Genomic DNA, 25,630 nt, shown 5'->3' on the forward strand with positions numbered 1-25,630 from the left:
CTCCTATTGGGTTTGCGGTCTTTTTTCCTTTTTCGCCGCGCGCCGAAGCGCACGGTTCCGCGGGCTCATCAGCCGGGTGGCGGGCAGGATCGCCGCCAGCAGCACAAGAAGCGCGCTGAGGCCAAGGAACACCGCCGCGATGCCGCTGGGCACCAGCCCGGCCGGATCGCCGTCCGACAGGGAAAGCGCCTGGCGCAGCGATTGTTCCAGGCCGCCGCCCAGGGCGACCGCCAGCACCAGCGGGGCCAGCGGCACCTGCGCGCTGCGCAGCAGGAAGCCGATGACGCCGAAGACCAGCGCCACCTGGATGTCGAAGACGTTGTTGTTCAGCGAATAGGCCCCGGTGACGGCCAGCAGCAGGATGATCGCGTTGAGGGGCGCGCCGGGCATCATCAGCATCCGCACGAAGATGCCGATGAAGGGAATGTTGAGGATCACGAGCACCACGTTCGCGACATAGAGGCTGCCGATGATGCCCCAGACCAGGTCGGGATTTTCGGTGAAGAGATGCGGGCCCGGCTGGATGCCGAAGATCATCAGCGCCCCCAGCAGGATCGCCGTCGCCGACGATCCGGGCAGGCCCAGGGTGAAAAGCGGGATCAGCGCGCCGCCGACGCTGGCATTGTTGGCGGCCTCGGGGCCGGCCACGCCCTCGATCGCGCCCTTGCCGAATTCTTCGGGGTGGCGGCTCGACCGGCGCTCGGCGGCATAGGAAAGAAGCGTCGCCACCGCCCCGCCCGCGCCCGGCACGACCCCCACCATGAAGCCGATGACCGAGCCGCGCAGGAAGGAAAAGCGGCAGCGCTTCCATTCGGAGGGCTCCATCCACAGCCGTCCGACCGTCTCGACCTTGCCCCAGCGCCGGGCCATGATCTCCTGGATGTTGGTAAAGACCTCGGAGATGCCGAAAAGGCCGATGATCACCGCGATGAGGCTGATCCCGTCGAAAAGGTTCGGCGAGTTCATGGTAAAGCGCGCCGCGCCGCTTTGCAGGTCGATGCCGACGGTGGCGATCATCAGGCCGATCACGATGGCCATGAGCCCCTTGACGGCCGCGCCCTGCATCAGCGTGGCGGTCGCGATCAGCGCAAAGGTCATCAGCGCGAAATATTCCGCAGGTCCGAAGCGCAGGGCGAAGCGCGCGATGGGCTCGGCCAGGAAGGTAAGCCCGACAAGCCCGACGCTTCCCCCGATGAACGAGGCGACGGCGGCGCAGAAAAGCGCGGCACCCCCGCGCCCGCGCCGCGCCATCGGGTTGCCGTCGAGCATGGTGATGACCGACGAGACGTCGCCCGGCGTGTTGAGCAGGATCGACGAGATCGAGCCCCCGTACATCGAGCCGAAATAGATGCCGCAAAGCATGATCATGCCGCCCGTTGGGTCGAGCCCGTAGGTCAGCGGCAGCAGCAGCGCGATGCCGGTCGAGGGGCCGAGGCCGGGCAGCATCCCGATCCAGGTGCCCACGAACGCCCCGATCAGGACATAGACGAAGTTCCAGCCGGAAAAAGCGGTGGCGATGCCCGTGGCAAGAAAGGCGACGGTGTCCATCAGAAGATCCTCCCCAGCATGGTCGGCGGGAAATAGGTCTGCAGAAGCACCGTGAAGACGACATAGAACAGCAGGGTCAGGCCCGCCGCGTATAGCAGCGCAAGGCGCAGCGGCTCGCGCAGCGTCAGCAGGAAGCCCAGGAACAGCAGGAAGCTTGTCGCCGCATAGCCGACGACCGGCAAGAGCAGGATGAAGCCCAGGACCAGCGCCGCGCAGATCGCGATGGCGACAAGGGTTGCAAGCGGCGTGGCCGGCGCCTGCCGGGGCGAGGGCTGCACCAGCGTGATGATCGAGAACAGGATCAGCAGCGCGCCGAGGATCTGCGGAAAGGCCCGCGGCCCCAGCGGGTCGCCGAAACTGCCCTGCGCAATGCCGAGGGAAGCCGAGAGATAGAGCCCGGCCACGGCGATGCAGATCAGGGCAACCACCCTGTCGATGCCAAGAACATGTCTCATGGTCTTCTCCCTTCGTCCTGCGCCGCCAGGGGCTCGGCCAGGAAGGCGATATGCCGATCCCAGCCGCTGTCCTGGTCGGGGCAATCGATGCGATAATGGGCGCCGCGGGATTCCGTCCGCGTGCCGCTTGCCTGGAGGATCAGGCGCGAAAGCACATACATGGCGTCGAGCGAGAAGCCCTCGACCGGCCCCGCCCCGGCCAGCGCCGTCTCGACCAAGGGGGCGAGGGCGGCATGGCGGGCCAGCGCCCGCTCGACCGCGGTGCCCGTCCGCTCGATCCCCGCCCCTTCGACGAGGATCGCCCGGATCTCGGCCTTCAGTGCTGCGTGGTCCCTTGCGGCTGCAGCCCCGCCCGGCAGCCGGATGCCGATCGTGTCGGACCGGGGCCGGCCGTTCGGGCGCCGCGGATCCTCGGCGATCAGGCAACGCACCATCCGCGGCGGAAAGTCGAAGCGCAAGGGCCGCGGGCCGGCCGTGCGGGCATGGTCCGCCGCGCTGCGGCCGGCGCGGATGCCAAAGACCGCGGCCTCGGTCAGCCCGTTGCTGTTCAGCCGCGTCGCGCCGTGAAGGCCGGCGGTGATCTCGCCCGCCGCGAAAAGCCCCGGCACGGCGGTGCGCCCGTCGATGTCGGCCACGACGCCGCCCATGGCGAAATGCACATCGGGCGCCACCTCGACGCGCTCGCGATAGGGGTCGATGCCGACCTTCGCGATCGCCCGCAGGAAGCGGCCGGAAACCTGCGCCACCGCCTCGCGGTCGGTTTCGGAAATATCCACCCAGACGGCGCCGTGTTCCGTGCCGCGCCCCTCGCTCACCTCGCGGAAAATCGCCCGCGAAAGCACGTCGCGGGTCGCCGCTTCCATCCGCTCGGGGTCGTAGCGGTGCATGAACCGCTCGCCCCTGGCATTCAGCAGCTTGACGCCGGGCTGGGCCATCAGCCCGCCGCCCGTGCTGGTGCCCCGCACCTGCGGCGGCCAGGCAAGCGAGGTGGGGGTGAACTGCACGAATTCCAGGTCGGTCAGCACCGCCCCGGCCTTCAGCGCCAGGTAATAGCCGCTGCCGTCCGCCAGGTCGTGGTTGCTGGTGACTGGAAAGATCCGTCCCATGCCGCCGCAGGCCAGCAGCACCGCCCCCGCCTCGATCGCAAGCCAGCCGTCGGGACCATGGCAGAGCAGCCCCGCCGCCTCCTCCTCGGCGTCCTTCAGCACTTCGATGGCGGTGGTATGGCCGACAAGCCTTATCCCCGCCTCGGCCGCGCGTTCGATAAGCGTCGTCATCAGCCCGACCGCCCCCCCGCCCTCGCAGCGGACCGAGCGCGCGCGGGAATGCCCGGGGGCGGGGTAAAGGGCAAGGTCGCCGTCCTTCTGGTGGAAGGCCACGCCGAGCGACTCGAGCTTGCGGATCGCGGGCCCGGCCTCGGCCACGAAGGTCCGGGCGATATCGTCAAAGGCAAGGCCGCGGGCCGTCCGGCGGATGTCCTGCAAATGCAGTTCGGGCGTATCCTCGGGGTCCACGCCCGTCACCGCCGCAAGGCCGCCGCTCGCAAGCCAGCTGTTGGCGGACTTGCCGATCTCGCCCTGGGCGACCAGCGTCACGGTCGCGCCGGTTTCGCGTGCGGTAATGGCGGCAAGCAGCCCTGCAAGGCCCGAGCCCACCACCACGACGTCGGCGCTTGCACGCGCCGCTTCGGTTATCACCACGTTTTCCTCCCCGATCTTTGGCCGGCCTCCCCGCCGGCGCTTGGTTGTCGCGCCTAAACCTCCAGTCCTGCGCGCAGTTCCTCGATCCTTGCGCGCGGGGCGAACAGGTCGCCCGCCATCAGCAGCCGCGCCGTTCGCTCGACTGCGGCGCTTTCGATGCGCCAGCCGTTCGCGGTCCGCGCCACCTGGGCTGAGACGGTCAGCACGCCCGCCGGATGGCCAAGCCGGGTCCGGTCGTCCCCGGCGCGGCACAGTTCCTGGACGATGCTTCCCGGCAGGCGGCTGGCCACCGCCGAGCAGACCGCCCCGGTCACGGCAAGCGTGTTGTGCGGCTTCTGCATGGCCAGTTGCCGGACGCAGACATCTATGCTTTCGGCGCTCACCGGACCATCCTGCGCGGCATAATCCTGCGGCGGGCCGACCATGATGACGCGCGGAATGTTGGGCGAGCGAAGCGTCGCCTCTTCGGGCCGGTCCACGAGGCCAAGGACGGTCGCCGCCCAGCCCCTGATCGCCTCCAGCTCGGCCATCAGGGCGGGATTGGCGCTGATCTCTGCGGGGCTTTCGGCACCCGTCGCCCCCAATGCCCTGGCCGGGACGAAGACGAAGGGCGTCGCCGCATCCACGAAGGACACCGGCACCTCGCGTTCGCCCAGCCGGACCATGTCGCGGACCGATCCGGTGGGCAGCAGCCTGCCGCTGACCGCGCCCGCGCAATCGCCGAAATCAAGCGCGATGGCCGAGCCGGTGCCGGGCACGCCCGGTATGCGCGCCTCTCCCTCGATGCAGGGGCGGCCCTTTTCGACGCGAAAGCGCGCGGTGACGACCTGGCCCGTGTTCGTGGTGTGGATCCGCACCGACATCTCGGGCTCCCGCGGGGCGATCATGCCGCGCAATACCGCGAAGGGGCCGACCGCGGCCAGCATGTTGCCGCAATTGCCGCCCGCGCTGACCATCGGCCGGTCGATGCCCACCTGCAGGAAGGTATAGTCGAGGTCCGCGTCGGGGCGGGCCGAGCGGCCGACGACCGCCGCCTTGCTGGTCAGCGGGTCGGCGCCGCCGATTCCGTCGATCTGCCGGCGGTCGGGTGAGCCGTAGCAGGCCAGCAGGAGCGCGTCGCGCTCCTGCCGGTCTGCAGGAAGGTCCTCTTGCAGGAAGAAGGCCCCCCGGCTCGATCCGCCCCGCATGAAAAGGGCGCGGACCGAGACCTGTTGCGGATCGCTTATCGCGCCCGCCGCTTCTTGTGCGGAAACCTGGGGCATGGCCGCCTCAGGCTGCCCGGAGCGCGGGCTTGCGGTCGGGTGCGACCGTAAGCGCGGGTATGACGCCCGCATCGCTTTCGGTCTCCAGCGCCATCAGGCGGCGGCTGATGTCCGCGATCCTGTCCTCGTCCAGCACCAGCCCGGCGGTGGTCAGGAACTTGCGCTCCAGCTCTTCCGCGGTCAGCGGGTTGGTGGGCTCGCCGCGCGGCTCGTCGCTGCGGTGGACAAGGCTGCGCCCGTCCTTCAGCCCCAGCGTCACCACCGCCTGCCGGCCGCCCACGCCGAAATCGGGCTCGGCCTCCAGCACCACCCTGGCCGCGAGGTCGTGGATCGATTGGTCGGCATAGCCGTCCCAATAGTCGCGCAGCCCGTTTCCGCCCCGCGCCAGCGCCAGCGCCACGCCGAACTGGGTGCTGCCCATCGCCGCGTTCAGGCTGGGGCAGGGGAACTTCGACGCCTGCCGGATGGCAAGGCCGCTCATCTTCACCGTGATCGTGTCGATCTCGTCCAGCGTGATCCCCTCGTCATGGAAAAGCTGCGCGAGGTCGATCGGGCCATGCGCATAGCGGCAGGCGGCATGGGGCTTGAAGCCCACCTCCATGATCGCGAACTCGGTGCCGAACCCGTCGAGCAGGTCCGAGGCGCGGACGCTGTCGGTGAAGGCGTTGAGGAAGCCCTCCTTCGATTCCAGCGCCTTTTTCGGCCCCGTGAAGCCGCGACGCGCCATGACCCCGGCCAGCACGCCATTGAAGGCGCCCTTGCCGGGACCAAAGGGCTTGGCCATGCAGGGATCGTCCAGATAGGACTGGATGCCGCTCGACTGCATCGCGGCCAGGCCGATGGCATTGGCGATGCCTTCCTCGTCGCAGCCCAGGAGGCGGGCGGTGATGACGGCCGCGCCCATCAGCGAAACGGTCGAGGTGGTGTGATAGCCGCGATGGCGGTGGCCGGGGTTGATCGCCTTGGCGACCCGGATCGCGATCTCGTAGCCCGCGACGACCGCGGCGACCAGATCCTCGCCCTTCGCGTGGCTGACCTCGGCCGCGGCGAAGGCCGCGGGGATAAGCACCGATCCGGCCTTGATCAGGCCCGAGCCATGCGCGTCGTCGAGTTCCACCCCGTGCCCCATCGCGCCGTTGCAAAAGGCGGCCAGCGGCGCCGGCACCTTGTCGCCATAGCCGACGATCGTGCTTTCGGGCTTGCCGCCCCATTCCTGCACGAGCTGCGTGATGGCGATCGCCGCCTCGCTGATGGCCGAGGCGGCGATCTGGTTGCCGACGCCATCGCGGATGATGAGCTTGGCCTTCTGCTGCACCGGGGCCGGCAGGTCTTGATAGCGCAGGTTCGCGGCCAGCTTCGCAAAGCGGCGCGTCAGGCCCTGGAGATCGGCTGTATCGCGGATGTGTTCGTTCATCGGCTCTTCCTTCGATTGAGTGTCTGGCAGGTGAGGGATGTGGTAGTTTCTAGCGCTGCGGCTATTGGTGGTATGTATAGCTACTACCATTTGCACCGACCTGTCAACGACGAGCAGCCGTTTTGCCGATCATGGGTCAAGGATTTGAAAAAACTTGGTTTCCAAGCGGCCAGTTCCAGCCCGTATCCGGGTTGCCGAACATTCTTGCGCTTTTAGGTGGTAGTAACTACAACCATTAAAGGGAATCAGGAGGCCCCATGTGCGACCGTTCCATCCTCGGGCCCTTGCCGGGGGCTGGTCCCGGCGGACCATGGCGCGGTCGCGGGGGCACGGGCTTGGGGAATATCGCAAGATGCAACATCAGATGCCGGGCGAGGCCGCGACTTCGGCGGAGGGGGTGACGCCGCTCAAGCTGTTCCTCGGCTTCGCCTCCATCGGCTTCGTGGGCTTCGGGGGCGTGATGCCCTGGGTGCGATGGCTGGTGGTGGACCGCAAGAGCTGGTGCAGCGCCGAGGAGTTCGACAATCTCTTCGCCTTGGCGAGCTTCCTGCCGGGCGGCAACGTGCTGGGCGTGTCGGTGATGGTGGGCGGACGGCTGGCCGGGCGGCGAGGCTCGCTTGCGGCGGTGCTGGGGCTCGTGGCGCCGCCGGCCGTGCTTGTCTGCCTCATGGCCGAACTTTATCGCCGGCACCAGCATCTTGAGGCGGTGCAGGGCATGATCGGCGCGCTGGCCTCGGCGGCGGCGGGGCTGATCGTGGCCATGGGGCTGCGCATGGTCTGGCCGATGCGGCGCAGCCCGCGGGCCCTGGCCATCGTCCTGGTGGTCGTGGTCGCGGCCGGGCTCCTGCGGCTGCCGCTGGTCTGGATCCTCCTGACGATCCTGCCGGCCAGCCTGCTTGCCGCCCGCCTGGTCGCAAGGTGACGGCCGATGGAGAATCCCGTAGCCCTGCTGACGCTGAAGATCCTTTTCCTTTCCTGCATCGCGGTCGGCGGCTTCATCGCGACGGTGCCGGAACTGAACCGCTTTGCCGTGCAGGTGCAGGGCTGGATGAGCGACGGGACATTCGCCACGCTCTTTGCCCTGTCCCAAGCCTCGCCCGGCCCCAACCTGATCATCGCGACCCTTGTCGGATGGGAGGTCGCGGGCTTTGCGGGCGCCGTGCTGGCCACGGCCGCGACCTGCCTGCCGACGCTGGTGATCGCCTATCAGGCGATGCGTTTGCGCGCCCATCACGGCCGCGCCCGCTGGTTCTTGCTGGTGGAGCGGGCGATCCTTCCGATCGCCGTCGGGCTGATCCTTGCCACCGCGATCCTGCTGACCGCCTCGGCTTCGGGTGCCGCGCCGCCGAAGCTGGCGTTGACCGCGCTGACGGCGGTCTTCCTGCTGGCCACCCGCCGCAGCCCGCTGGTCCCCCTGGCGATAGCCGCGGTGCTGGGCGGCGCGGGGTGGGTCTGACGGGGCCCGGCACCGCGCCGCCGCGCCGGCGGGGCAGGGGGCGCGGCCCTACTGGCCGCGTTCGCCCTTCATGGCGCGGTCGACCTCGGCCGAAAGGATCTCGGTGACCTCCTGCCGGTAGCGCCCGAGCCGCTGGTCCAGCGGGTCGCGCGGATGGGGCAGGTCGATCCTGACATCGGCCACGATCCGCGAGGGCCGCGCGCCAAGGATCAGCACCCGGTCGGCCATCAGCGTCGCCTCCTGCACCGAATGGGTCACCATCAGGATGGTCTTGCTGGCCGCGATCCACAGATCCTGCAGATCCTTCATGACATAGTTCTTCGTCTGCACGTCCAGCGCCCCGAAAGGCTCGTCGAGCAGCAGGATGTCGGGCTCGCAGGTCAGCGCGCGCGCGATCGCCACCCGTTGCTTCATGCCACCCGAAAGCGTGGCGGGATAGGCGTTCTCGAACCCGCCGAGGCCGGTGAGGCGGATCCATTTCCGCGCCCGCTCCTCGGCCTCGGCCCGCGGCAGGCCGGCGATCTCGGGGCCCAGCGTGATGTTGCGCAGGACCGTGCGCCAGGGGAACAGCACGAATTCCTGGAACACGATGCCCCGGTCGGGCCCCGGCTTCACGATGGGCTTGCCGTCCACCTTCAGCACGCCCGAGGTGGTCTTCAGAAAGCCCGCGATCGCATAGAGCAGCGTGGACTTGCCGCAGCCCGAGGGGCCGATGATCGACACGAATTCGCGCTCGCGGATCACCGTGGTGAAATCCTCGACGGCGACGATGCTGCCAAAGCGGATGCCGGCGCCCTCGGCGGTGATTTTCGGCTTTGGGGCCAAGGTCGCGGTTTCGCCCACCGGATCGGACAGGATTTTCTCAACGTTCGACATTGACGCCCCATTTTTCAATCGTTCGCTTTTCCAGGGCGCCGATGACGCCCCGCTCGATCAAAAGCCCCATGACCGAGATCGTCAGGATCCCGCCGTAGATGCTTTTCATGTCCATGTATTCCTGCGCGTCGTAGATCATGAAGCCGAGCCCGTGAGAGCTGGCAGCCAGCATCTCGGCCGCGATCAGGGCGCGCCAGGCATAGCCCACACCCAGCTTCAGCCCGGTGATGAGATAGGGCAGGATGCCGGGCAGGACGACATAGCGCAAAGTCTGGAGGCGCGAGGCGCCCATGGAGGCCGCGACCCAGTAGACCTTGCGCGTCATCATCTCGATGCCGGTCACGACGTTGTAGATGATCTCGAAGCTGGCCGCGATGAAGACCACCGTGATCGTGGTGCGGTTGTCGATGCCGAAGACCAGCAGCAGCACGGGCGTCCAGGCCAGGGTCGGGATCGGCATCAGCGCGCTGATGATCGGCTTGAAGACCGCCCGGCCCCAGCCGGTCAGGCCGATGGCAAGGCCGATGATCGTGCCCAGCACGAGCGCAAGTCCCACCCCGGCGAGCAGCCGGTAGAGGCTCAGCGCGATGTCGAGCAGGATGCCATAGGGCGGATCGCCGTTCGGCCCCGCCGAGATCCAGAGCGCCGCGAAGATCGCGCTGGGCGGCGGGAAAAGGAAGGCGCTGATCGCGCCGGTGCGGGCCGCAATCTCCCACAGGCCGAAGAGAACCCCCAGCGACACCACCGGCCGGATCAGCTTCATGGGGGGCAGCGGCAGGCGCCGGCGCGGAATCTCGGCGGTGTCCAGGGTCATTGGCGGCCTCCGGTCTGGGCGTCGCGGGCATACCAGCGATGGATGGTGACGTGTTCCAGCGTGCCGAACAGGACATGCTCGATCAACATGCCGATCGCGGCCAGGCAGACAACGCCCACGAACATGGTGCTGACGTCCATGTAGGAGCGGGCGGCAAAGATCATGTAGCCCAGCCCGCTGGTCAGCGCGGCAAGCATCTCGGCCGCGACCAGCGTCCGCCAGGAATGGGCCATGCCCAGCTTGAAGCCGGTGATGAGCGCGGGCAGGGACGAGGGGATCAGCACGCGGCGCAGGACGTCAAGACCGCTGCCGCCCATCGAGCGGACGACCCAGACGGGCTGCCTTCCGCAGGCGCGCACGCCCTGCATGGTGCTGTAGAGCACCGGAAACACCGCGCCGAGGAAGCAGACGATCACGATGGTCAGATCGCCCGGCCCGAACAGCACCAGCAGGATCGGCGTCCAGGCGACGGCCGGCAGCGGCAGCATCAGGCTCAGGATCGGGCTGACCCAGAGCTGGGCCTCCTCGCTCAGCCCGAGCAGGAAGCCCAGCGGCACGCCCACCGCCACCGCCAGGGCGAAGGCGACGAGCGCGCGCCTGAGGCTTGCCAGGATATGACCGAAGAGGACCGCGCGCTCTCCCGTCAGGCCGAGCAGTTCGACCGCGCGGGCGAGGATGGTGCTGGGCGCAGGCAGGATGCCCGCCTGGGCAAGGCCGGTGCGCACCGCCAGTTCCCAGACCAGCAGCAGGCCCAGGATTGGCAGCAGGAACCGTATCACGCGCAGGGCGCGATCCAGGATTTGGAAGCCGATGGGCATGGGTCTGTCCTCTCCGGGGACGGGTCAGTGGGTGGCGGAGCGGGTCAGTTCGACCGCCTGCTCGTAAAGATCCTGCCGCACGAACGAGCCGAAGTCGGGCACCTCGGGGATCTTGCCCGCCGCCTTCATCGCCTCGGCGACCGGAATGAGTTCGGCCACCATCTCGTCGGTCACGGCGCGATCCACGCTGATCCGGGTAAAGGCCGTCTCGAGCGCTGCGGCCGGCACCGCGATCCCGCCCTTGGCGATCTGTTCGGCGGCGAGTTTCCCGGCCTCGGCCGGATCGGCCTCGATGAAGCGCGCCGCGTCGATGGTCGAGGCCAGGAACTTGACGATGGTCTCGGGATTGGCGTCGGTGAAGCTGCGGCTGGCGAGCAGGAAGTTCGGGCTTTCGTTCACGCCCTTGAGCGAGACGAGCCGTTTGACGTTGCCCATCTCCTCGGCGATGGCCACGAAGGGTTCCCACATCACCGCGCCGTCCACGAGCTTTTGCTCGACCGCGGCGCGCAGGTCGTCGATCTTCATGTTGACGATCTGGAAGTCGGCCTCGCTCATCCCCTGCTGCTGGAGATAGACGAGGAACGTGCCGTAGGTTCCGGTTCCCGTGACGACGCCGAGCTTGCGGCCCTTGAGATCCTGGATGCTGCCGATGTCGGAATCGGCCCGCACCACCACGCTGTAGCGGTCGCCGCCCGATTGCTGGGTGCCTATGATGTAGAAGCTTTCGGGCTGCTGGGCCGCAAGCGTCACCAGCCGCCCCGAGCCGCCATTCGCCACGGCGACCCGACCGGCGAGAAAGGCTTTCAGCATGTCTCCGCCCGAGGAGAACTGCGTGGCCTTGACCTCGAGCCCATAGGGCTGGCCCCAGTCGCGGGCGATATAGACCTCGTCGGGCGGCACCTGCTGGACGCCGACCTCCAGCGTCTCGGCCTGTGCCGTTCCGGCGCCACCCGCCGCGAGGCAGGCCAGCATAAGCCCGCCCAGCATCCGCCGGATGCGGTGCAATCCGTCTTTCGCATTTCCCATGATCTCTCCTCCCGTTTTTATGTCGCGCAGCCCGCCCCTCGTCAGGCGGCCTGCAGGCTCAGCGCATGTTGGCCGGCATGCTCTCCCGCCAGCTTGCCGAAGACCGCCCCCGAGGTGAGGCCGGTGCCGCCCGGATAGTTGTGATAGAAGATGCCGCCCACCATCTCGCCGGCGGAATAGAGGCCGGGGATCGGCCTTCCGGCCCGGTCCATCACCTCGCCCCGCTCGGAAACCTTGACACCGCCGAAGGTGAAGGTCACGCCGCATGTGACGGCATAGGCCTCGAAGGGGGCCTGGTCGATGGTGTTGGCCCAGTTGGATTTCGGCACGGCCAGCCCGTCCGTCCCGCGCCCGTCCTTGACCGTGGGATTGAACGGGACCGAGGTGCGGACCGCCGCATTGTAGGCGCGCACCGTTTCGAGAAAGCGGCGCGGATCGACACCGTCGAGCTTCCCGGCCAGTTCCTCGAGCGAGTTGGCAGTCACCTTGGTCACTTCGCGGATCCGGTATTCGTCGCGCAGCATCGGCACCACCTTCGCGTCGAATACCTGCCAGGCGAACATGCCGGGCTGGCGCAAGACCTCGTGCCCGTATTTCGCATAGGTGTAGTTGCGGAAGTCCGCCCCCTCGTCCACGAACCGCTCGCCATTCGCGTTCACCATGATGCCGAAGGGATAGCTGTGCTTCTGGTAGTTGTCCCCGACGGCCAGGTCGCCGTAGGGGGGCGCGTCGCGGTCCCAGCCCACGGCATGGGCGCCCGACCAGTGGCCGCAGGGCATGGCCCCGGCCTCCAGCGCCATCCTGATGCCGTCGCCCATGTTGAAGCGGGTGCCGCGGACCTTGGCCAGATCCCAGTCCGGCCCGAGGTAGCGGGCGCGCATCTCGGCATTGCTTTCGAAGCCGCCGCAGGCCAGCACGACCGAGCGCGCCCGGATCGACCGCCGCCCGGTCGCCGTGCGCACCACGACACCCTTCACCCCGCCGTCGTCGCGCACCAGGTCGACGGCCGGCGTGGAATAGCGGATCTCGATCCCGCCCTTGCGGCAGGCCGCGTGCAGCATCTCGACCAGTCCCGGACCGCCGCCCCAGACCTCGCAGGCCAGCCCGCCCCAGAAGCGGAACCTTCCGTCCACCTTGAACGCCTGACGCCCGAAGCTGAGCTGGAAGCGGACGCCCTGCTCGCGCATCCAGCGCAGCGTGGGCAAGCTGTTGAGCACCAGGATCTCGACCAGTTCGGGGTCCGTGCGGAACTGGGTCATCCGAAACATGTCGTCGAAAAAGGCGCTGGCGCCGTAGCTGCCGAAATCGGTGATCGCCACCAGATCGTCGGGCACGTCGGGAACCAGCTGGCGCAGATCGTCGATCCCGTCATAGACGACGCGCATCGCGCCGGCCGTATAGGTGGAATTGCCGCCGGCCTCGGCCTCGGGGGCGGCTTCCAGCATCAGCACGGTCCGGGCGCCGGCCTCGCGTGCGGCCAGCGCGGCACAGGACGCGGCATTGCCCGCTCCGACCACGATCACGTCGAAATCGGGCGCTTTTTCGTCGTCGGGTGCCGCGTGCAGGGGCGGGGCATAGGTCATGCGGGGACTTCCTCTTCAGAGAACATCGAATAATCCACACCGCGCCCGATGCCGCGCCGCAGCCCCTCGAGCCGCAGTGCCTGCCCAGGGGCGATATTGGCAAGGCTGACATTGGCGCCGAACCGGCGGATCAGGTCGGCGTGCTGCGCGGGAAAGCGCAGCGGATCGGCTTCGATCAGGATGTCGGCGAACCACGGCTCGCGCGCAAGGCGGTCGAGGATGCCCGCATCGCTCCTGGTCGCCAGCTCGATCTCGGACTGCTCGACGATGACGTGATGCGCGCCCTTGTCGCGCACGGCGCCGATGATCCCGGCCAGGCGGTCGATATCCAGCGACTCGTCGGGCGTCTTGCGGCCGAATTCGTAGATCACGTCAAAGCCGCGGTCGCGGAACCAGCCGATCCAGCGGTCGCGCTCGGCCGGGTCGAGCCGGATGTAGTTTTCCGAGATCTCGAGCCCCTGGATGCCGAGCCCGCGGAGCAGGGGGACCAACGCCTCCACCTCGCCCTGGCGATGGGCCCATTCGAAGAGGATGCCGCCCGAGAAGGTCGCGACGCCGGCCGCGCCATAGGCCGCGACGATCCGGGCCAGCGGCTCCTGCGGCATGAGCAGGGCGTTCATCGCATAGATCTTGGCGAAGTCGATATAGGGTCCGGCGATCGCCAGCAGATCCTCGACGCCCTGCACCCCGGTCCAGCCTGCGCTGTCGGGGCCGAAATCGATCACGGCGGTCAGCCCGCCGCCCGGCCCGCCCATGTCGCGCGGAGGAAGGCTGAGCGTCATCGGCCGGCCCCGGCTTGCGGGTGGCCGGCGCGGCGGGATGGTCGGCCAAGGAGCAGCCAGGATCGCATGATTCCCTCCATGCTTGAAATAGTAGCTGTTGCTAATACTATATGCAGCCTTCTATTATCCCAACAAGAAAGATCCTTTTCTTGGCAATGGCTTAGCTGGAAGCGGCATGCCGTGCCGGAGGGAACAAGTCCGCGCTACACGCCGTGAAACCAAGATTTCGAGGCTGCTTCGATAGTTTGCAGGGGTCCGTTCCCCCTTGGCCAGCCTGCCGCAGGCCGAGGGGCTGCTTGCCGGCCAGGACCGTGATGCGGGTTGGTCCCGCGACGCCCTGGAAAGGCGAGGGGATCAACCCACCGCCTGCCGCCGCCACATGGCGGGATCTTGCGCTGCCGCGGACATCCTTCCGCCGTCGCCCCCTCTGCCGGATCGGCTGCGCCAAGCGCTCCTGGGGCGCGCAAAAACCAAGATCGCATTACAGCAGTTGAGCAGCTTTGACATGAAAAATTGTCGACAGTCGCCATTTCTGGTTGCCGCATGGGTATTTTCGGCTTAGCTGGATCAAGAACACAACCATCGACGGGTAAGGAATGCGCACGTCTGTCCTTGCGCCTTGCGTTCTCATCATCGCGGGACTTGCGGGATGGACTGCCTCGGCGCTGAAGTTGCCGCTTGCCTGGGTGCTTGCGCCGATGCTGGTGGTGGCGCTTGCCTCGATGGCGGGCCTGCGGATGCCAGAGATCCGCATGGGGCGGAAAATCGGACAGCTGATCGTCGGCTCGGCCATCGGCCTGACCATGACGCCGCAAGCGGCAGGGATGCTGGTCGCATGGTCGCCTCTCATGGTGCTGACCGCCTTTGTCGCGATCGGCGTCACCGGGCTGCTGACGGTGCCCTTTGCCCGGCTGTCGGGGCAGGATACGGCTACCGCCTTCTTCTCGCTGACACCGGGGGGGCTTTCGGAAATGGCCCATGTCGGGGCAGCCGAAGGCGCAAGGACCGAGGTGGTCGCCTTGGCCCAGGCGGTGCGCGTCGCCGTTCTGGTGACGGTTCTGCCGCTTCTTCTGCGCAGTTTCGGTGAGGACGGCGGCCTTCTGTCGCAGGAAGGTCGTCTGGATCTGCCGGTATTCGTCTATGCGGGGGTGCTGCTGGCCTGTCTTCTTTCGATCCGGCTGGTGCGCTATATCGGGGCCAACAATCCCTGGATGATCGGCGCGCTGCTGGCGGCGGCGCTTCTGGCCGGGTCGGGCTTGGTGTCGGGGCGCACGCCCTGGATGCCCTTTGCCCTTGGCCAGTATCTGATCGGCATTTCCATCGGCGCCCGGTTTGAACGCGAACGGATGAAAGGCATCCTGCGGATACTGGGCCTTGCCATGGCAATGGTGCTGGTCCTGTCGCTTGTGCTGGCGGGCTATGCCTGGCTGTTGTCGCGGATCAGCGGACAGGGGCTTTCCACGACGATCTTGCTGACCTCGCCGGGGGGAATGGCCGAAATGGCGCTGACTGCAACCGCTTTGCATCTGAATGTGATGCTGGTCACGGGCTTCCATTTCGCCCGGTCCTTTATCGTCAATGCCTATGTGTCGAACTTCTATCGCCTGTTCCTGCGGCTCGGGGTCTTCGGACATATGGAGCAGCTGCTGAGCAGGTTGGCGGGGGAGAAGCGCCGTTGATCGGCGCCGGTCATCTGAGGAGGAGAAGAAGGATGGAGACGAATGGCACCGCGGGCCGGATGCTGTCCGGGCAGGTCGCGCTGGTGACTGGCGGGGTGCGGCGCATCGGACGTTCGATCGCGCTCGCCCTTGCGGGTGCGGGGGCGGATGTGGTGATCAATGCCCGCAGTTCGGCCGAAGAGGCCGAGACGGTTTGCCGCGAGATCGAGGCCATGGGCGTGCGCGCGATGGTGCATCTGGCGGATGTGACGGATGACGATCAGGTCGCGCGAATGCGGCGGAAGGTGCTGGAGCGCTTCGGCCGCCTGGACATCCTGGTCAACAATGCGGCAATCCGGCAAGAGGCGGCGCTGACCGAGATGAGCCTTGCCGAGTGGCGCGGCGTGCTTTCGGTGATCCTGGACGGGGCTTTCCTGACCAGCCGGGCGTTTCTTCCGGCGATGGCAGGGCAGGGTTATGGCCGGATCATCAATATCGGCGGGGTCAGTTCCCATACCGGCGCCAGCCGGCGTGCCCATGTCGCTGCGGCCAAGGCCGGGATCGAAGGCTTCACCCGTGCGCTTGCCGTGGAATTCGCGAATTGCGGCGTTACCGCGAATTGCGTGGTGCCCGGCAAGATCGGCGGCAAGCGTTCGGCCACCTCGGGCGAATCGTTCAGCCTGCATGGCCATGAAGCCCGCCCCATCGTCGGCCGCGAGGGGCGGCCGGAGGATGTCGCCGCCATGGTCCTGACGCTCTGCGGCCCCGCGGGAGGGTTCATCACCGGGCAGTCTCTGCACGTGAACGGTGGTTTGTTCTTGACATGAGCGAGCGTTCTCGCAATCTTGAAATTGTCGACAGGCGACAATCGACTATCGGGGCGCAGGGAGACGCCCAGGGAGGAAATATGAAGCATCATGGAATCCGGGGGCTGCTGGGTGCGGCCGCCGTCGCCGCATCTCTTGTGGCTGCACCGCCGGTGCTGGCGGACTATCCCGTCCAGACCGTCCGCCTGATCACCCATTCCAGCCCCGGCGGCGGAATGGATGTTTTCCTGCGCAAGATCGGCCAGCATCTCGGCCCGATCATGGGCGTTCATTTCGTCGTCGAGAGCGTGACCGGCAGCGGCGGCGCCGCGGCCATGGCCGCCGTGGCGAACGGGCCAAAGGACGGCAGCGTCTTCTATGGCTCGACGCCGACCCATATCATCACGTCGCTGCTCAGCAATCCGTCTGTGACCTATGAAGAGATGGAGCCGGTGGTCAATCTCTTCAACGATCCGCAGACGGTCTACGTGCTGACCGAAAGCCCCTATCAGACGCTGGGTGATGTCGTGGCCGCCGCAAAGGAAAACCCGTCCAGCATCGTGGTCTCGGTCTCCACCCCCGGTTCGCTCGACCGTCAGGTGATGGAGGAATTCCAGACCCTCACCGATAGCTCGATGATCGTGCTGACCCACGACGGCGGCGGCGATGCGATCCTCAGCGTGCTGAACGGCACCGCCCAGGTCGGCGTCAGCGAGATTGCGGAACTGCGCGGCCAGATGGAGGCGGGAAAGGTGCGCATCATCGCCACCTATACCGACGAGCGCGTGCCGGGAATCGGCGATGTGCCCACCGCCAAGGAGCAGGGCTATGACCTGGTGATCTCGAAGTTCCGCGGCATCGCGGGGGCGAAAGACCTGCCCCCCGAGGTGATCGCCGCTTGGGAGGAAGGCGTGGCAAAGCTGATGGAGGATCCCGAGTTCCGCGCCTGGTATGAGGCCGAGGGCCTGCAGAACGCCTATCAGACCCAGGCCGAGGCGGTTGCCGCGCGCGAGGCGTTCGTGACCTCGCTGCAGGCGTTCTTCGAAAAATTCGACATCAACTGACGGCGGAGGGGAACGACATGCGCAAGGCGACGCTGGCCGTATCGGCAGCCCTGTTCGTTCTGGCGGTGGCCTATTGGCTTGCGGCCGATGCCATTCCCGCAAGCCGTCTTGCGGGGCAGGTGGGGGCCGATGGCCTGCCGAAGCTGCTCGGCCTCGCGCTCGGGGTGCTCTCGCTGCTTCTGGCGGGGCAGACCCTGTTCGAGATGCGCCGCGCCGCCGCCGCAGGCGGGGGGGATGACCAGGACAAGGGCGAAGATCGGCTGCCGGGCTCGTGGCGCGAGCATCTGCGCGCGCTCGGCCTGATCGGGATCGGGGTGGGCTATCTTCTCGTGCTGCCCCATCTGGGCTACATGGTCTCGGCCGGATTGCTGTTGGCGGCGGTTGCGACCTATGCCGGGTTGAAGCCTTCGCCGGCCACCCTGCTTTTCGCGGCTGGCGGCGGCATCCTCTTCTATCTGATCTTCGTGAAGATCCTGCAGATTCCGCTGCCGGCGGGATTCTGGCCTGGGCTGCTGCGCTGAACGCAGCCCTCCTCTCCACCGTGTGATCGGAAACGTATAATGGATGGACTGACTTACGCATTGACCGCCGTGACCACGCCCTCGACGGTGCTGGCGGCGGCGGGGGGCGTGCTCTGGGGAATTCTCGGAGGGGCCCTGCCGGGGCTTTCGCCATCGATCGCGATGGCGCTTTTGCTGCCCTTCACCTTCGACATGTCGCCGCTGGCGGCGATCATCATGCTGACCGGCGTCTATATCGGGGCGGAATACGGCGGCTCGATTCCCGCCATCCTGATCCGCACGCCGGGCACCAATGCCGCCGCCGCGACGGTGATCGACGGCTATACCCTGCATCAGCAGGGCCGGGGCGGCGAGGCGCTGGGCCTTTCGCTGGTCGCCGGCACCATCGCCGGGCTGGTCGGGCTGATCTGCCTCGTGCTGCTGACCGCGCCGCTTTCCGCGCTGGCGCTTTACTTCAAGCCGCCCGCCTATTTCGCCCTGGCGTTCCTGGGCCTCAGCATCATTGCGGCCCTGTCCGAGGGATCGCTGGTCAAGGGGCTGATCATGGGGGTGATCGGGCTGATGGTGTCGACGGTCGGGACCGATCCCTTGTCGGGGGTGACGCGCTTTACCTTCGACGAGCCGGATCTTCTGGGCGGCATCGACTATATCTTCGTCATGCTGGGCGTCTTCGCGGTGGCCGAGCTGATGTCGAAAGTGGCCGAAAAGGACGGGGGCGACGGCGGCATCACCAAGACCGTGGCGCGGGTGAAGCTGCCGAGCCTGCAGAAGCTGTGGGAGTTGCGGCGCGCCCAGGCCATCGGCACGGCAGTGGGCATCATCGAGGGACCGATCCCCGGTGCGGGCGGCACGGTCGCGGCCTTCCTCTCTTATAACGAGACGAAGCGCTGGTCGAAGACGCCCGAGAAATTCGGCAAGGGCTCTGAGGAGGGCGTCGTCGCGCCCGAAGCTGCGAACAACGCCGTGACGTCCAGTGCGCTGATCCCGACGCTTTCATTCGGCATCCCCGGCTCGAACTCCATGGCGATCCTGCTGGGCGGGCTGCTGATCCACGGCATCCAGCCGGGGCCGATGCTGCTGAGTTCGCGCCCGGATCTGGTCTATGGGCTGTTCGGCGGCCTGTTCATGTCGAACATCTTCATGCTGATCTTTGGCCTTCTGGTCCTTGGTCCGGCGATCTGGCTGGTGAACCGGCCCAAGCCCTACCTGACCGCCGGGATCTTCATGGTCGTGCTGTCGGGGATCTATGTGATCAACCAGAGCCTGTTCGACTTCTGGATCGTGCTGGCGGCCGGGATCATCGGCTACGGGATGCGGCTGCTGAAATTCCCGGTCCTGCCGCTGATCCTGGGCATCGTGCTGGGCTACATGGTGGAATCCAACTATCGCCGCTCGCTTCTGCTGACCAATGGCGAGCATCGCGTGTTCTTCGAAAACCCGCTCAGCCTGGGCCTGCTGATCTGCGCCGGGCTGATCATCGGAATGGCGATCCTGAGCGAAATCCGCCGCTTCCGCCGCTCGGGGGTCGAGGTCCATGGCTGACAACGCAAGGGACCGCCTGGGGGCGGGCGGTCCATCGGTTCAGGGGAAAGGCACAACGATGGGAAAACACATGCGCGTTTCGGCCGGGACGGCAGTCGCGGAACAATTCGCCGCCTGGGCGGCGGGGTTGCGGGCGGCAGATCTTCCCGCCGAGGTCCGGGTCCGCGCGCAAGAGGCGCTGATCGACCATCTCGGCCTCGTCGTCTCGGCGCGGAACGAACCCTATGTCGCGGCCGTTCTCGCCGGGCTCGACAGCCGCGGCACCTGCACCGCCTTTGGCCATGAGGGCGGCCTCGACATGGCCGGGGCGGCGCTCGTGAACGGCACCGCCGCCCATGGCGAGGATTACGACGATACCTTCGAGGGCACGCCCATGCACCCCGGCGCCGCCGTCATTCCGGCGGCCCTGGCGGCGGCAGAGCATTCCGGCGCGGGGGGCGAGGCGGTCCTTTGCGGCATCGTCGCCGGGGCCGAGCTGATGTGCCGCATGGCGATCGTCGCCCCGATGGCGCAGCACCGGGCGGGCTTTCACCCCACGGCTGTCGCCGGGGCGATGGGCGCGGCTGCGGCGGTCTCGGTGGTGTTGGGGCTGGATGCGAAGCGGACGACGGATGCGCTTGGCATCGCGGGCAGCATGGCCTCGGGGATCATCGAATATCTCGCCGAGGGCACCTGGACCAAGCGGCTCCATCCCGGCTGGGCGGCGCAAAGCGGAATCCGCGCCGCCCATTTCGCCCGCGGCGGGTTCAGGGGGCCGCGCACCGTGTTCGAGGGCGAGCATGGATTTTTCCACGCTTTCGGCATCGAAAGCATCCCCCCCGATGTCACTCGCATCACCGACGATCTTGGCCGGCGCTGGCATTTCGCCGACATCGCCTTCAAGCCCTATGCCTGCGGGACCATGGTGCAGCCCTTCATCGATTGCGCCATCGCCCTTGCGCGCGAGGGGCTGGCGGTGCCCGACATCGACAGCATCCTGTGCAAGGTCGGCGAGGGCACGGTTCATCGGCTCTGGGAACCGTTGGCCGAAAAGCGCCGCCCCACCACCCCCTATTCCGCCAAGTTCAGCGTGCCCTACGGGGTGGCCGTGGGGCTTCTCGACCAGGAGGCGGGGCTCAGCCAGTTCACCGAAGAGCGGATCCGGGATGCCGCGCTGCTGGATCTGACGGGGCGGATCGGCTACGAGATCGACCCCGATGACGAATACCCCCGCAACTATACCGGCACCGTCATCGCAACACTGAAGGATGGCAGCACGCGCACCGCGCGGCAGCCCCATCTACGCGGCGGGCGCCGCGAGAGGCTTCCGCGAGAAGAGATTGTCGCCAAGTTTCGCGCCAACTGCCGTTTCGGCGGTTGGGACGATGCGCGGACCGAAGCGCTGCTTTCGTCGGCACAATCGCTGTTTATGGCAGAGAATATGGCTATGCTTGCAGGGTTCCGCGGATAGAACGCCGGGGAAGGATCTGGAGTTGACACAGGTGATGGAATGACGGGCGCAACCAGGCAGAAAAGCGAAGAATCCGGTCAGCCGGGCACGTCCGGCATCCGGTTCCTGAAGGGCAATTCCCTCAGCGAACTGGTCCGCCACGAGATCGAGGCCATGATCGTTGCCGGTCACTTCGCCCCCAACGAGCGGATCAACGAGATGAGCCTGGCCGCCCAGTGCGGCGTCAGCCGTGCTCCGGTGCGCGAGGCATGCCGGGCGCTCGCGGCGGTGGGGTTGCTGGAATATATCCCCAACCGGGGCCTTTTCGTGCGCCAGATGGACGAGGCCGAGCTGCGCGAGGTGGATATCGCGCGCGGCTTCGCCTTCGGCGCCGTCGCCTGGAGCCTGGCGGAAAACGCCACGCCTGCGCAACTGCATGAACTGCGCGGGCATATCCTGGGGATGGACGAGGCGGTCGCCGCCGATGACGTCAGCGCCTATTACCCGCTGAATGTCGCGTTCCACACCGCGCTTTGCGAGATGTGCGGCAATCGCAGGCTGGCCAACACCTATCAGGGTTTCGCGCGCGAACTGCATGTCCAGCGCTTCCGCGGCCTTTCGGCCCCGGCCAGCCTGCACCTGTCGAACCGCGAACATGGCCAGATCGTCGAGGCCATCGCGGCGGGCGACCCGCAGGCGGCCTTCGATGCGGCGCGCGGGCATGTGATGAACGGCTATGCCCGGATCCTCGAACAGCGCCGCGCCATGGAGGAAGGCCAGGCCGGGGGGACGGCCGAGAACCCCCCTCCTGAATGACGGACCTGCCCGGCAGTGCCGCGTGCGTGCCGGGCCGCTCCTGCGAATTTGACAACTGAAAGGCTATGAAATGACCGAAGTTTCGGTAACCCGCGATCTTGCGGAATGGATTGTTGCACTCCGCGCCCAGGATATTCCCGACGCCGTCCGGGCCGAGGGGCTGCGCACCTTCGTCAACTGGTTCGGCTGCGCCATCGGGGGGGCGAACCATGTCACCGCAGACCGCGCGATCGCGGCGCTTGCCCCCTTTGCCGGCCAGGCCCAGGCCGGGGTGATCGGCCGCGGGGAAAGGACCGATGTGCTTCATGCCGCGCTGTTCAACGGCATCACCTCGCATGTGCTGGACTATGACGATACCCATCTGAAGACGATCATCCATCCGGCCGGGCCGGTGGCTTCGGCGCTGATGGCGGTGGCCGGATACAGGGCCGTCACGGGCGCCGACCTGCTGGACGCGCTGATCGTCGGTGTCGAGGTGGAGTGCCGCATCGGCAACGCGGTCTATCCGCACCATTACGACCGTGGCTGGCACATCACCGGCACGGCCGGCGTCTTTGGCGCCGCGGCGGCAATGTCCAGGCTGCTGGGGCTGGACGCGGAGCGGACGACCTGGGCGCTCGGGATCGCGGCCACCCAGTCCTCCGGGCTGCGCGAGATGTTCGGGACCATGTGCAAGAGCCTGCATCCCGGACGCGCAGCGCAGAACGGCGCGGCCGCGGCCTTCCTGGCCGAGGCCGGTTTCGACAGCTCGCTGCGCGGCATCGAGGCGCCGCGCGGCTTTGCCAACGTGCTTTCGGACAAGCAGGATTATTCGGAAATCCTCGGCGGCTTGGGCAGCCGCTGGGAAGCCGCGCTGAACAGCTACAAGCCCTTCGCCTGCGGCATCGTGATCCACCCCACTATCGACGGCTGCTGCCAGCTGCGCGAACGGCTGGGCGCGGAAGTGGCCGAAATCGCCTCGGTCGAACTGACCACCCATCCGCTGGTGCTGGAGCTGACCGGCAAACGGACGCCGCGGACCGGGCTGGAGACCAAGTTCAGCGTCTATCATGCCGCGGCGGTCGCGCTGCTGCATGGCGACGGCTCACCCACCGCCTTCACCGACGAGATCGCGCAGGATCCTCGGGTCATCGCCTTGCGCGACAGGGTAACTGCGACGGCAGGCGAGATTGCCGAGGACGAGGTGCGCATCACGCTGGTCATGAAGGACGGGCGGCGGATCGATCATCACGTCGAACATGCGATCGGCAGCGTCGAGCGCCCGCTGACCAACGAGGAGTTGAACGATAAATTCCTGCGCCAGTCGGCCCTGGTCATCGGCGAGGAGCAAAGCCGCAAGGCGCTGGACCTGGCCTGGAAACTGCCGGATCTGGCTTCCCCGGCTGAATTGGTCGACGTGACCGTTCCGCATGCGGGCGGCTTCGTCGCCAAGCTCGCTCGGTGAGGTTTTGCCATATGTCGGAGGGCGGCGCGCCCTCCGCACGCAAACAGGGACACTGATCGGAATATTGCAGACTGCATGAGGGCGGAAAAGGGCAGGGCCAAATTTCCGAACCGGCATGCCTGTTGGCGGGAGGATATTGCAAGGACAAGCATTTAGAATGCAGTTTCACAAAGGGAGGAGCACCATGAAACAAATGACTGGATTGTCAGGGTCGTTTAAGGGGGCGGTTTTTGGTCTTGCCAGCTTGATAATGACGAGCAGCGCGGTTTTCGCCCAGGGCGAGCCCATGACCATCGTTGAACAGGGAAGCTTTTTTGTCGGCGGCCATTCTCTACAGGCGGCTGGCGAGTTTGATGCCGGGGCGCTCGGGTATACCGACAAGGGACAGACCTTCTGGAAGGATCAGATGTATGTTCAATACCAGATCCCGGCAGACGCTCGAAAGCTGCCTATCGTCCTTGTGCATGGCGGAGGCGGTACCGGGCGCGTCTGGGAAACGACGCCAGATGGCCGCGAGGGCTATCAGACCATTTTCCTCCGTCGCGGCTTCCCGGTCTATATCGTAGATGCACCTCGCCGTGGTCGGTCGGGATATCCAAGCTACAATGGGCCGTTTGGACAGCTTGATGGCGACGAAATCATCCCGAACAGGACGCAGCGCGCTGGTATTCAATATGCTTGGAGCCGGTGGAGAATCGGGCCAAAATACCCGGAAGTCTTTCCGGTCCAGCAGTTTGATGTCGAGAGCATCGAAAGCTTCATCCAGCACCTGGTCCCGGATGTGAATCGCGATCCCGATGCAGTGGTTCAGGCCCTCGTCGCACTTCTGGAAAAAATCGGGCCAGCCATTCTGGTTACGCATTCGGAGTCCGGCATCTATGGATGGAAGACCGCCACCTTGTCCGATAATGTGAAGGGCATCGTCTCGTATGAGCCGGGATTTGTCTTCCCGGAAGATTCCATGCCTGATCCCATACCGCTTTTCGAAGGGGAAATGGTTGCCGGCAGCGTTGTCTCGAACGATGAGTTTGCCAAGCTTGCAAACATTCCCATCCAGATCGTCTATGGTGACAATATCCCAAGCGAGCCAATCCCTGATATCCCCGCGGACGGTCGGCGTGCCCAGGTTGTCGCATCCCAGCTATTTGCGGATTCCTTGAATGGAATTGGGGGGAATGCAAGCATTCTTCCGTTGCCGTCTGTGGGGTTGTTCGGGAATTCCCATTTCATGTTCTCGGACTTGAACAACCTGCAAGTCGCAGATCAGCTTTCCAAATTCCTGGCAGAAAACGAATTGGATCAGCGCTGAGTTCGCTCTGGAAATCCATGAGGTGTGATCGCCCGCTTGCGTGGGCGATCATCACCATGAATTATTGGAAGAATGGGGAAATACCGGGCGCCAGCACGAAAGAAGGTGCTCGCGCTGGCCGGACTGGGCAGAGTTTCCATTGAGCGGCTTGTTGGAGTAAATCGCAAGGTTTGATAGATGCACGCACCCATCATTCACTTGCTCCGGGCCCGAGTAAAACGCTTGTCCCCACCGCCATGGTTCATTGCCTAACAGACTGCGGAAAAAGGGCCCTGACAGGGCGTCGTGGCGAAATTCATTCTGGATTCGGCGAAGATTTGCCCATCGTCTCCGACTCCATTTCGGCGGCATTCACCGCATGCCGAAACGTGTTGCTGTTGACCCAGACCAGCCGGTCCGACAGCCCGGCGCGCGTCGCGATCTCGGCCGGCAGCAGCCCGACCGGCGCGCGATCAGGCGCGGCGTTCATGATGCGCCGCACCCGCCAGCGGGTGGCGATGTCGCGCAGGGCCGCGACCTGCGCCTCGTCCGGCCAAAGCCGGATCTTGCCGACCATGAAAGCCTCGGCACCGTCCAGGCGCAGCTTGCCCGAATTGGCCTGCCAGCCGGGGTCGATCCCGGTCGGAACGATCCGCACCTCGCCGGTGCGTTCATTCCTGACCACGCGGTCTGGCGCCTCCGGCTCCTCGGAAACCCTGCGCCGGGCTGCCTCGGCCTTCGTCACCTGCCGCGCCCAGGATTTGCAGCCCCAGCCGTTCGGCGGCATCCACGTGTCCCAGAATGGGCTGTCGACCGGCAGGATCAGGCCGGCCGGTGGTTCTCGCCGGGGCCGGTCCGATATTCCAGGAAGGAGAATGCGCTCCCACTGCCCAGCCGCGCGGGCCGAGCAGAGGTTCGCATTATAGATCGTGCGCAACCGGCGCGGGCCGCCGAGCTGCACCAACTCGGTCTTGCCGGTCAGCGGATCGACCATCTCGCGCTTGCCCCATCAATCGGTCTGCTTCGGATTCGCGCGCCAGCTTTTCTGGAACGCATCGAAGGGCAAGCCCTCGGCGCCTTCTGCATCTCGCCCCTCATGGCATCGAGCAGGTCGAACGCCATGGCCTTGGCGACGGTGAAGGCGACGGCATGTTCCTCGGGCTCGACGTCCTCCCCACCCCAAAGCCGGCCGCAGTCCATTGACGTGATGAACGACAACCTGGTGGCATTGCGGGTCTTTCTCGACCAGGTCATGGGTCGCCCCTGCCTTGGCGTCGGATTGGCCAGCTGCGTCTTGCCTCTTGTGGTCGAGGCCGTGGCAAATCGCG

General features: G+C 66.5%; 24 protein-coding genes. 11 read left to right on the forward strand and 13 right to left on the reverse strand.

All coding sequences use genetic code 11. From position 1 onward, the window contains the following. Window positions 1-3: 3 nt before the first annotated feature. Genes IT40_RS08345 through IT40_RS08365 form a run of 5 tightly spaced genes read right to left on the reverse strand, consistent with a single transcriptional unit; the run spans window position 4 to window position 6,379 of the window. Complete coding sequence (locus IT40_RS08345) at window positions 4-1,548, reverse strand: tripartite tricarboxylate transporter permease (RefSeq protein ID WP_036753079.1); 1,545 nt, start codon at window positions 1,546-1,548, stop codon at window positions 4-6. After that, window positions 1,548-2,003, reverse strand: a complete 456-nt coding sequence (locus IT40_RS08350) for a tripartite tricarboxylate transporter TctB family protein (protein WP_036753082.1) — start codon at window positions 2,001-2,003, stop codon at window positions 1,548-1,550. The genes IT40_RS08345 and IT40_RS08350 overlap by 1 nt, the downstream gene beginning before the upstream one ends. Next, the gene (locus IT40_RS08355; protein WP_036753085.1) at window positions 2,000-3,703 is read right to left on the reverse strand and encodes an L-aspartate oxidase; all 1,704 of its coding nucleotides are present in this window, start codon (window positions 3,701-3,703) and stop codon (window positions 2,000-2,002) included. Before IT40_RS08355 ends, IT40_RS08350 begins: the two co-directional genes overlap by 4 nt. 53 nt (window positions 3,704-3,756) lie before the next feature. Continuing rightward, window positions 3,757-4,965 (reverse strand): 2-methylaconitate cis-trans isomerase PrpF family protein, encoded by a 1,209-nt coding sequence (locus IT40_RS08360; protein ID WP_036753088.1) that lies wholly within the window; start codon window positions 4,963-4,965, stop codon window positions 3,757-3,759. Window positions 4,966-4,972: 7 nt separating this feature from the next. After that, on the reverse strand, window positions 4,973-6,379 hold the full coding sequence (locus tag IT40_RS08365) for an MmgE/PrpD family protein (RefSeq protein WP_036753091.1): 1,407 nt from the start codon (window positions 6,377-6,379) through the stop codon (window positions 4,973-4,975). 352 nt (window positions 6,380-6,731) lie between these two features. Between IT40_RS08365 and IT40_RS08370 the strand changes: the two genes are divergently transcribed. Continuing rightward, window positions 6,732-7,301, forward strand: coding sequence for a chromate transporter (locus IT40_RS08370; RefSeq protein WP_240540645.1), 570 nt, complete (start codon window positions 6,732-6,734; stop codon window positions 7,299-7,301). 6 nt (window positions 7,302-7,307) lie between these two features. Beyond that, window positions 7,308-7,835: a chromate transporter gene (locus IT40_RS08375; RefSeq protein ID WP_036753094.1), complete on the forward strand. Its 528-nt coding sequence runs from the start codon at window positions 7,308-7,310 to the stop codon at window positions 7,833-7,835. Between the two features lie 48 nt (window positions 7,836-7,883). Here the strand turns inward: IT40_RS08375 and IT40_RS08380 are convergent, their stop codons facing one another. Genes IT40_RS08380 through IT40_RS08405 form a run of 6 tightly spaced genes read right to left on the reverse strand, consistent with a single transcriptional unit; the run spans window position 7,884 to window position 13,734 of the window. Further along, window positions 7,884-8,711, reverse strand: a complete 828-nt coding sequence (locus IT40_RS08380; protein ID WP_036753096.1) for an ABC transporter ATP-binding protein — start codon at window positions 8,709-8,711, stop codon at window positions 7,884-7,886. Beyond that, complete coding sequence (locus IT40_RS08385) at window positions 8,698-9,525, reverse strand: ABC transporter permease (RefSeq protein ID WP_036753099.1); 828 nt, start codon at window positions 9,523-9,525, stop codon at window positions 8,698-8,700. The genes IT40_RS08380 and IT40_RS08385 overlap by 14 nt, the downstream gene beginning before the upstream one ends. Then, a complete protein-coding gene (locus IT40_RS08390; RefSeq protein WP_036753102.1) occupies window positions 9,522-10,343 on the reverse strand; it encodes an ABC transporter permease in 822 nt (273 codons plus the stop codon). The genes IT40_RS08385 and IT40_RS08390 overlap by 4 nt, the downstream gene beginning before the upstream one ends. Before the next feature lie 24 nt (window positions 10,344-10,367). Then, the gene (locus tag IT40_RS08395) at window positions 10,368-11,369 is read right to left on the reverse strand and encodes an ABC transporter substrate-binding protein (RefSeq protein WP_036753105.1); all 1,002 of its coding nucleotides are present in this window, start codon (window positions 11,367-11,369) and stop codon (window positions 10,368-10,370) included. Between the two features lie 41 nt (window positions 11,370-11,410). Next, window positions 11,411-12,952, reverse strand: coding sequence for an FAD-dependent tricarballylate dehydrogenase TcuA (tcuA, locus tag IT40_RS08400; protein WP_036753108.1), 1,542 nt, complete (start codon window positions 12,950-12,952; stop codon window positions 11,411-11,413). After that, window positions 12,949-13,734 carry a phosphosulfolactate synthase gene (locus IT40_RS08405; RefSeq protein WP_036753111.1) on the reverse strand — a complete coding sequence of 262 codons (786 nt, stop codon included), beginning with the start codon at window positions 13,732-13,734 and terminating at the stop codon, window positions 12,949-12,951. The genes tcuA and IT40_RS08405 overlap by 4 nt, the downstream gene beginning before the upstream one ends. 596 nt (window positions 13,735-14,330) lie before the next feature. On the opposite strand from IT40_RS08405, the gene IT40_RS08410 reads away from it, so the two are divergent. The 9 genes from IT40_RS08410 (at window position 14,331) to IT40_RS08450 (ending at window position 24,323) form a co-directional block, all read left to right on the forward strand. Then, on the forward strand, window positions 14,331-15,413 hold the full coding sequence (locus tag IT40_RS08410) for an AbrB family transcriptional regulator (protein WP_084196978.1): 1,083 nt from the start codon (window positions 14,331-14,333) through the stop codon (window positions 15,411-15,413). A 32-nt stretch (window positions 15,414-15,445) separates the two neighbouring features. Next, window positions 15,446-16,219: an SDR family NAD(P)-dependent oxidoreductase gene (locus IT40_RS08415; RefSeq protein ID WP_036753116.1), complete on the forward strand. Its 774-nt coding sequence runs from the start codon at window positions 15,446-15,448 to the stop codon at window positions 16,217-16,219. 80 nt (window positions 16,220-16,299) lie between these two features. Beyond that, the gene (locus tag IT40_RS08420; protein WP_036753119.1) at window positions 16,300-17,262 is read left to right on the forward strand and encodes a tripartite tricarboxylate transporter substrate binding protein; all 963 of its coding nucleotides are present in this window, start codon (window positions 16,300-16,302) and stop codon (window positions 17,260-17,262) included. A gap of 17 nt (window positions 17,263-17,279) precedes the next feature. Then, window positions 17,280-17,783: a tripartite tricarboxylate transporter TctB family protein gene (locus tag IT40_RS08425; protein WP_036753121.1), complete on the forward strand. Its 504-nt coding sequence runs from the start codon at window positions 17,280-17,282 to the stop codon at window positions 17,781-17,783. Window positions 17,784-17,822: 39 nt separating this feature from the next. Then, window positions 17,823-19,325, forward strand: a complete 1,503-nt coding sequence (locus tag IT40_RS08430) for a tripartite tricarboxylate transporter permease (RefSeq protein ID WP_036753124.1) — start codon at window positions 17,823-17,825, stop codon at window positions 19,323-19,325. Between the two features lie 58 nt (window positions 19,326-19,383). After that, window positions 19,384-20,775, forward strand: a complete 1,392-nt coding sequence (locus tag IT40_RS08435) for an MmgE/PrpD family protein (protein ID WP_036753127.1) — start codon at window positions 19,384-19,386, stop codon at window positions 20,773-20,775. A gap of 39 nt (window positions 20,776-20,814) precedes the next feature. After that, window positions 20,815-21,570: a GntR family transcriptional regulator gene (locus tag IT40_RS08440; RefSeq protein WP_052095822.1), complete on the forward strand. Its 756-nt coding sequence runs from the start codon at window positions 20,815-20,817 to the stop codon at window positions 21,568-21,570. Between the two features lie 70 nt (window positions 21,571-21,640). Further along, complete coding sequence (locus IT40_RS08445) at window positions 21,641-23,014, forward strand: MmgE/PrpD family protein (RefSeq protein ID WP_052095823.1); 1,374 nt, start codon at window positions 21,641-21,643, stop codon at window positions 23,012-23,014. 184 nt (window positions 23,015-23,198) lie between these two features. Beyond that, entirely contained in the window at window positions 23,199-24,323 is a 1,125-nt protein-coding gene (locus IT40_RS08450; RefSeq protein ID WP_166436111.1) for an alpha/beta hydrolase, read from the forward strand. Between the two features lie 295 nt (window positions 24,324-24,618). On the opposite strand, the gene IT40_RS26715 is transcribed toward IT40_RS08450, so the two are convergent. Together IT40_RS26715 and IT40_RS26720 are read right to left on the reverse strand one after the other, a co-directional pair. After that, the gene (locus IT40_RS26715) at window positions 24,619-25,296 is read right to left on the reverse strand and encodes a phage head morphogenesis protein (protein ID WP_116171167.1); all 678 of its coding nucleotides are present in this window, start codon (window positions 25,294-25,296) and stop codon (window positions 24,619-24,621) included. After that, window positions 25,281-25,556, reverse strand: coding sequence for a hypothetical protein (locus IT40_RS26720; protein WP_052095826.1), 276 nt, complete (start codon window positions 25,554-25,556; stop codon window positions 25,281-25,283). Before IT40_RS26720 ends, IT40_RS26715 begins: the two co-directional genes overlap by 16 nt. Between the last annotated feature and the right edge of the window lie 74 nt (window positions 25,557-25,630).

Origin of the sequence: Paracoccus versutus, from assembly GCF_000763885.1 — a bacterium.
GTDB lineage: Bacteria > Pseudomonadota > Alphaproteobacteria > Rhodobacterales > Rhodobacteraceae > Paracoccus > Paracoccus versutus.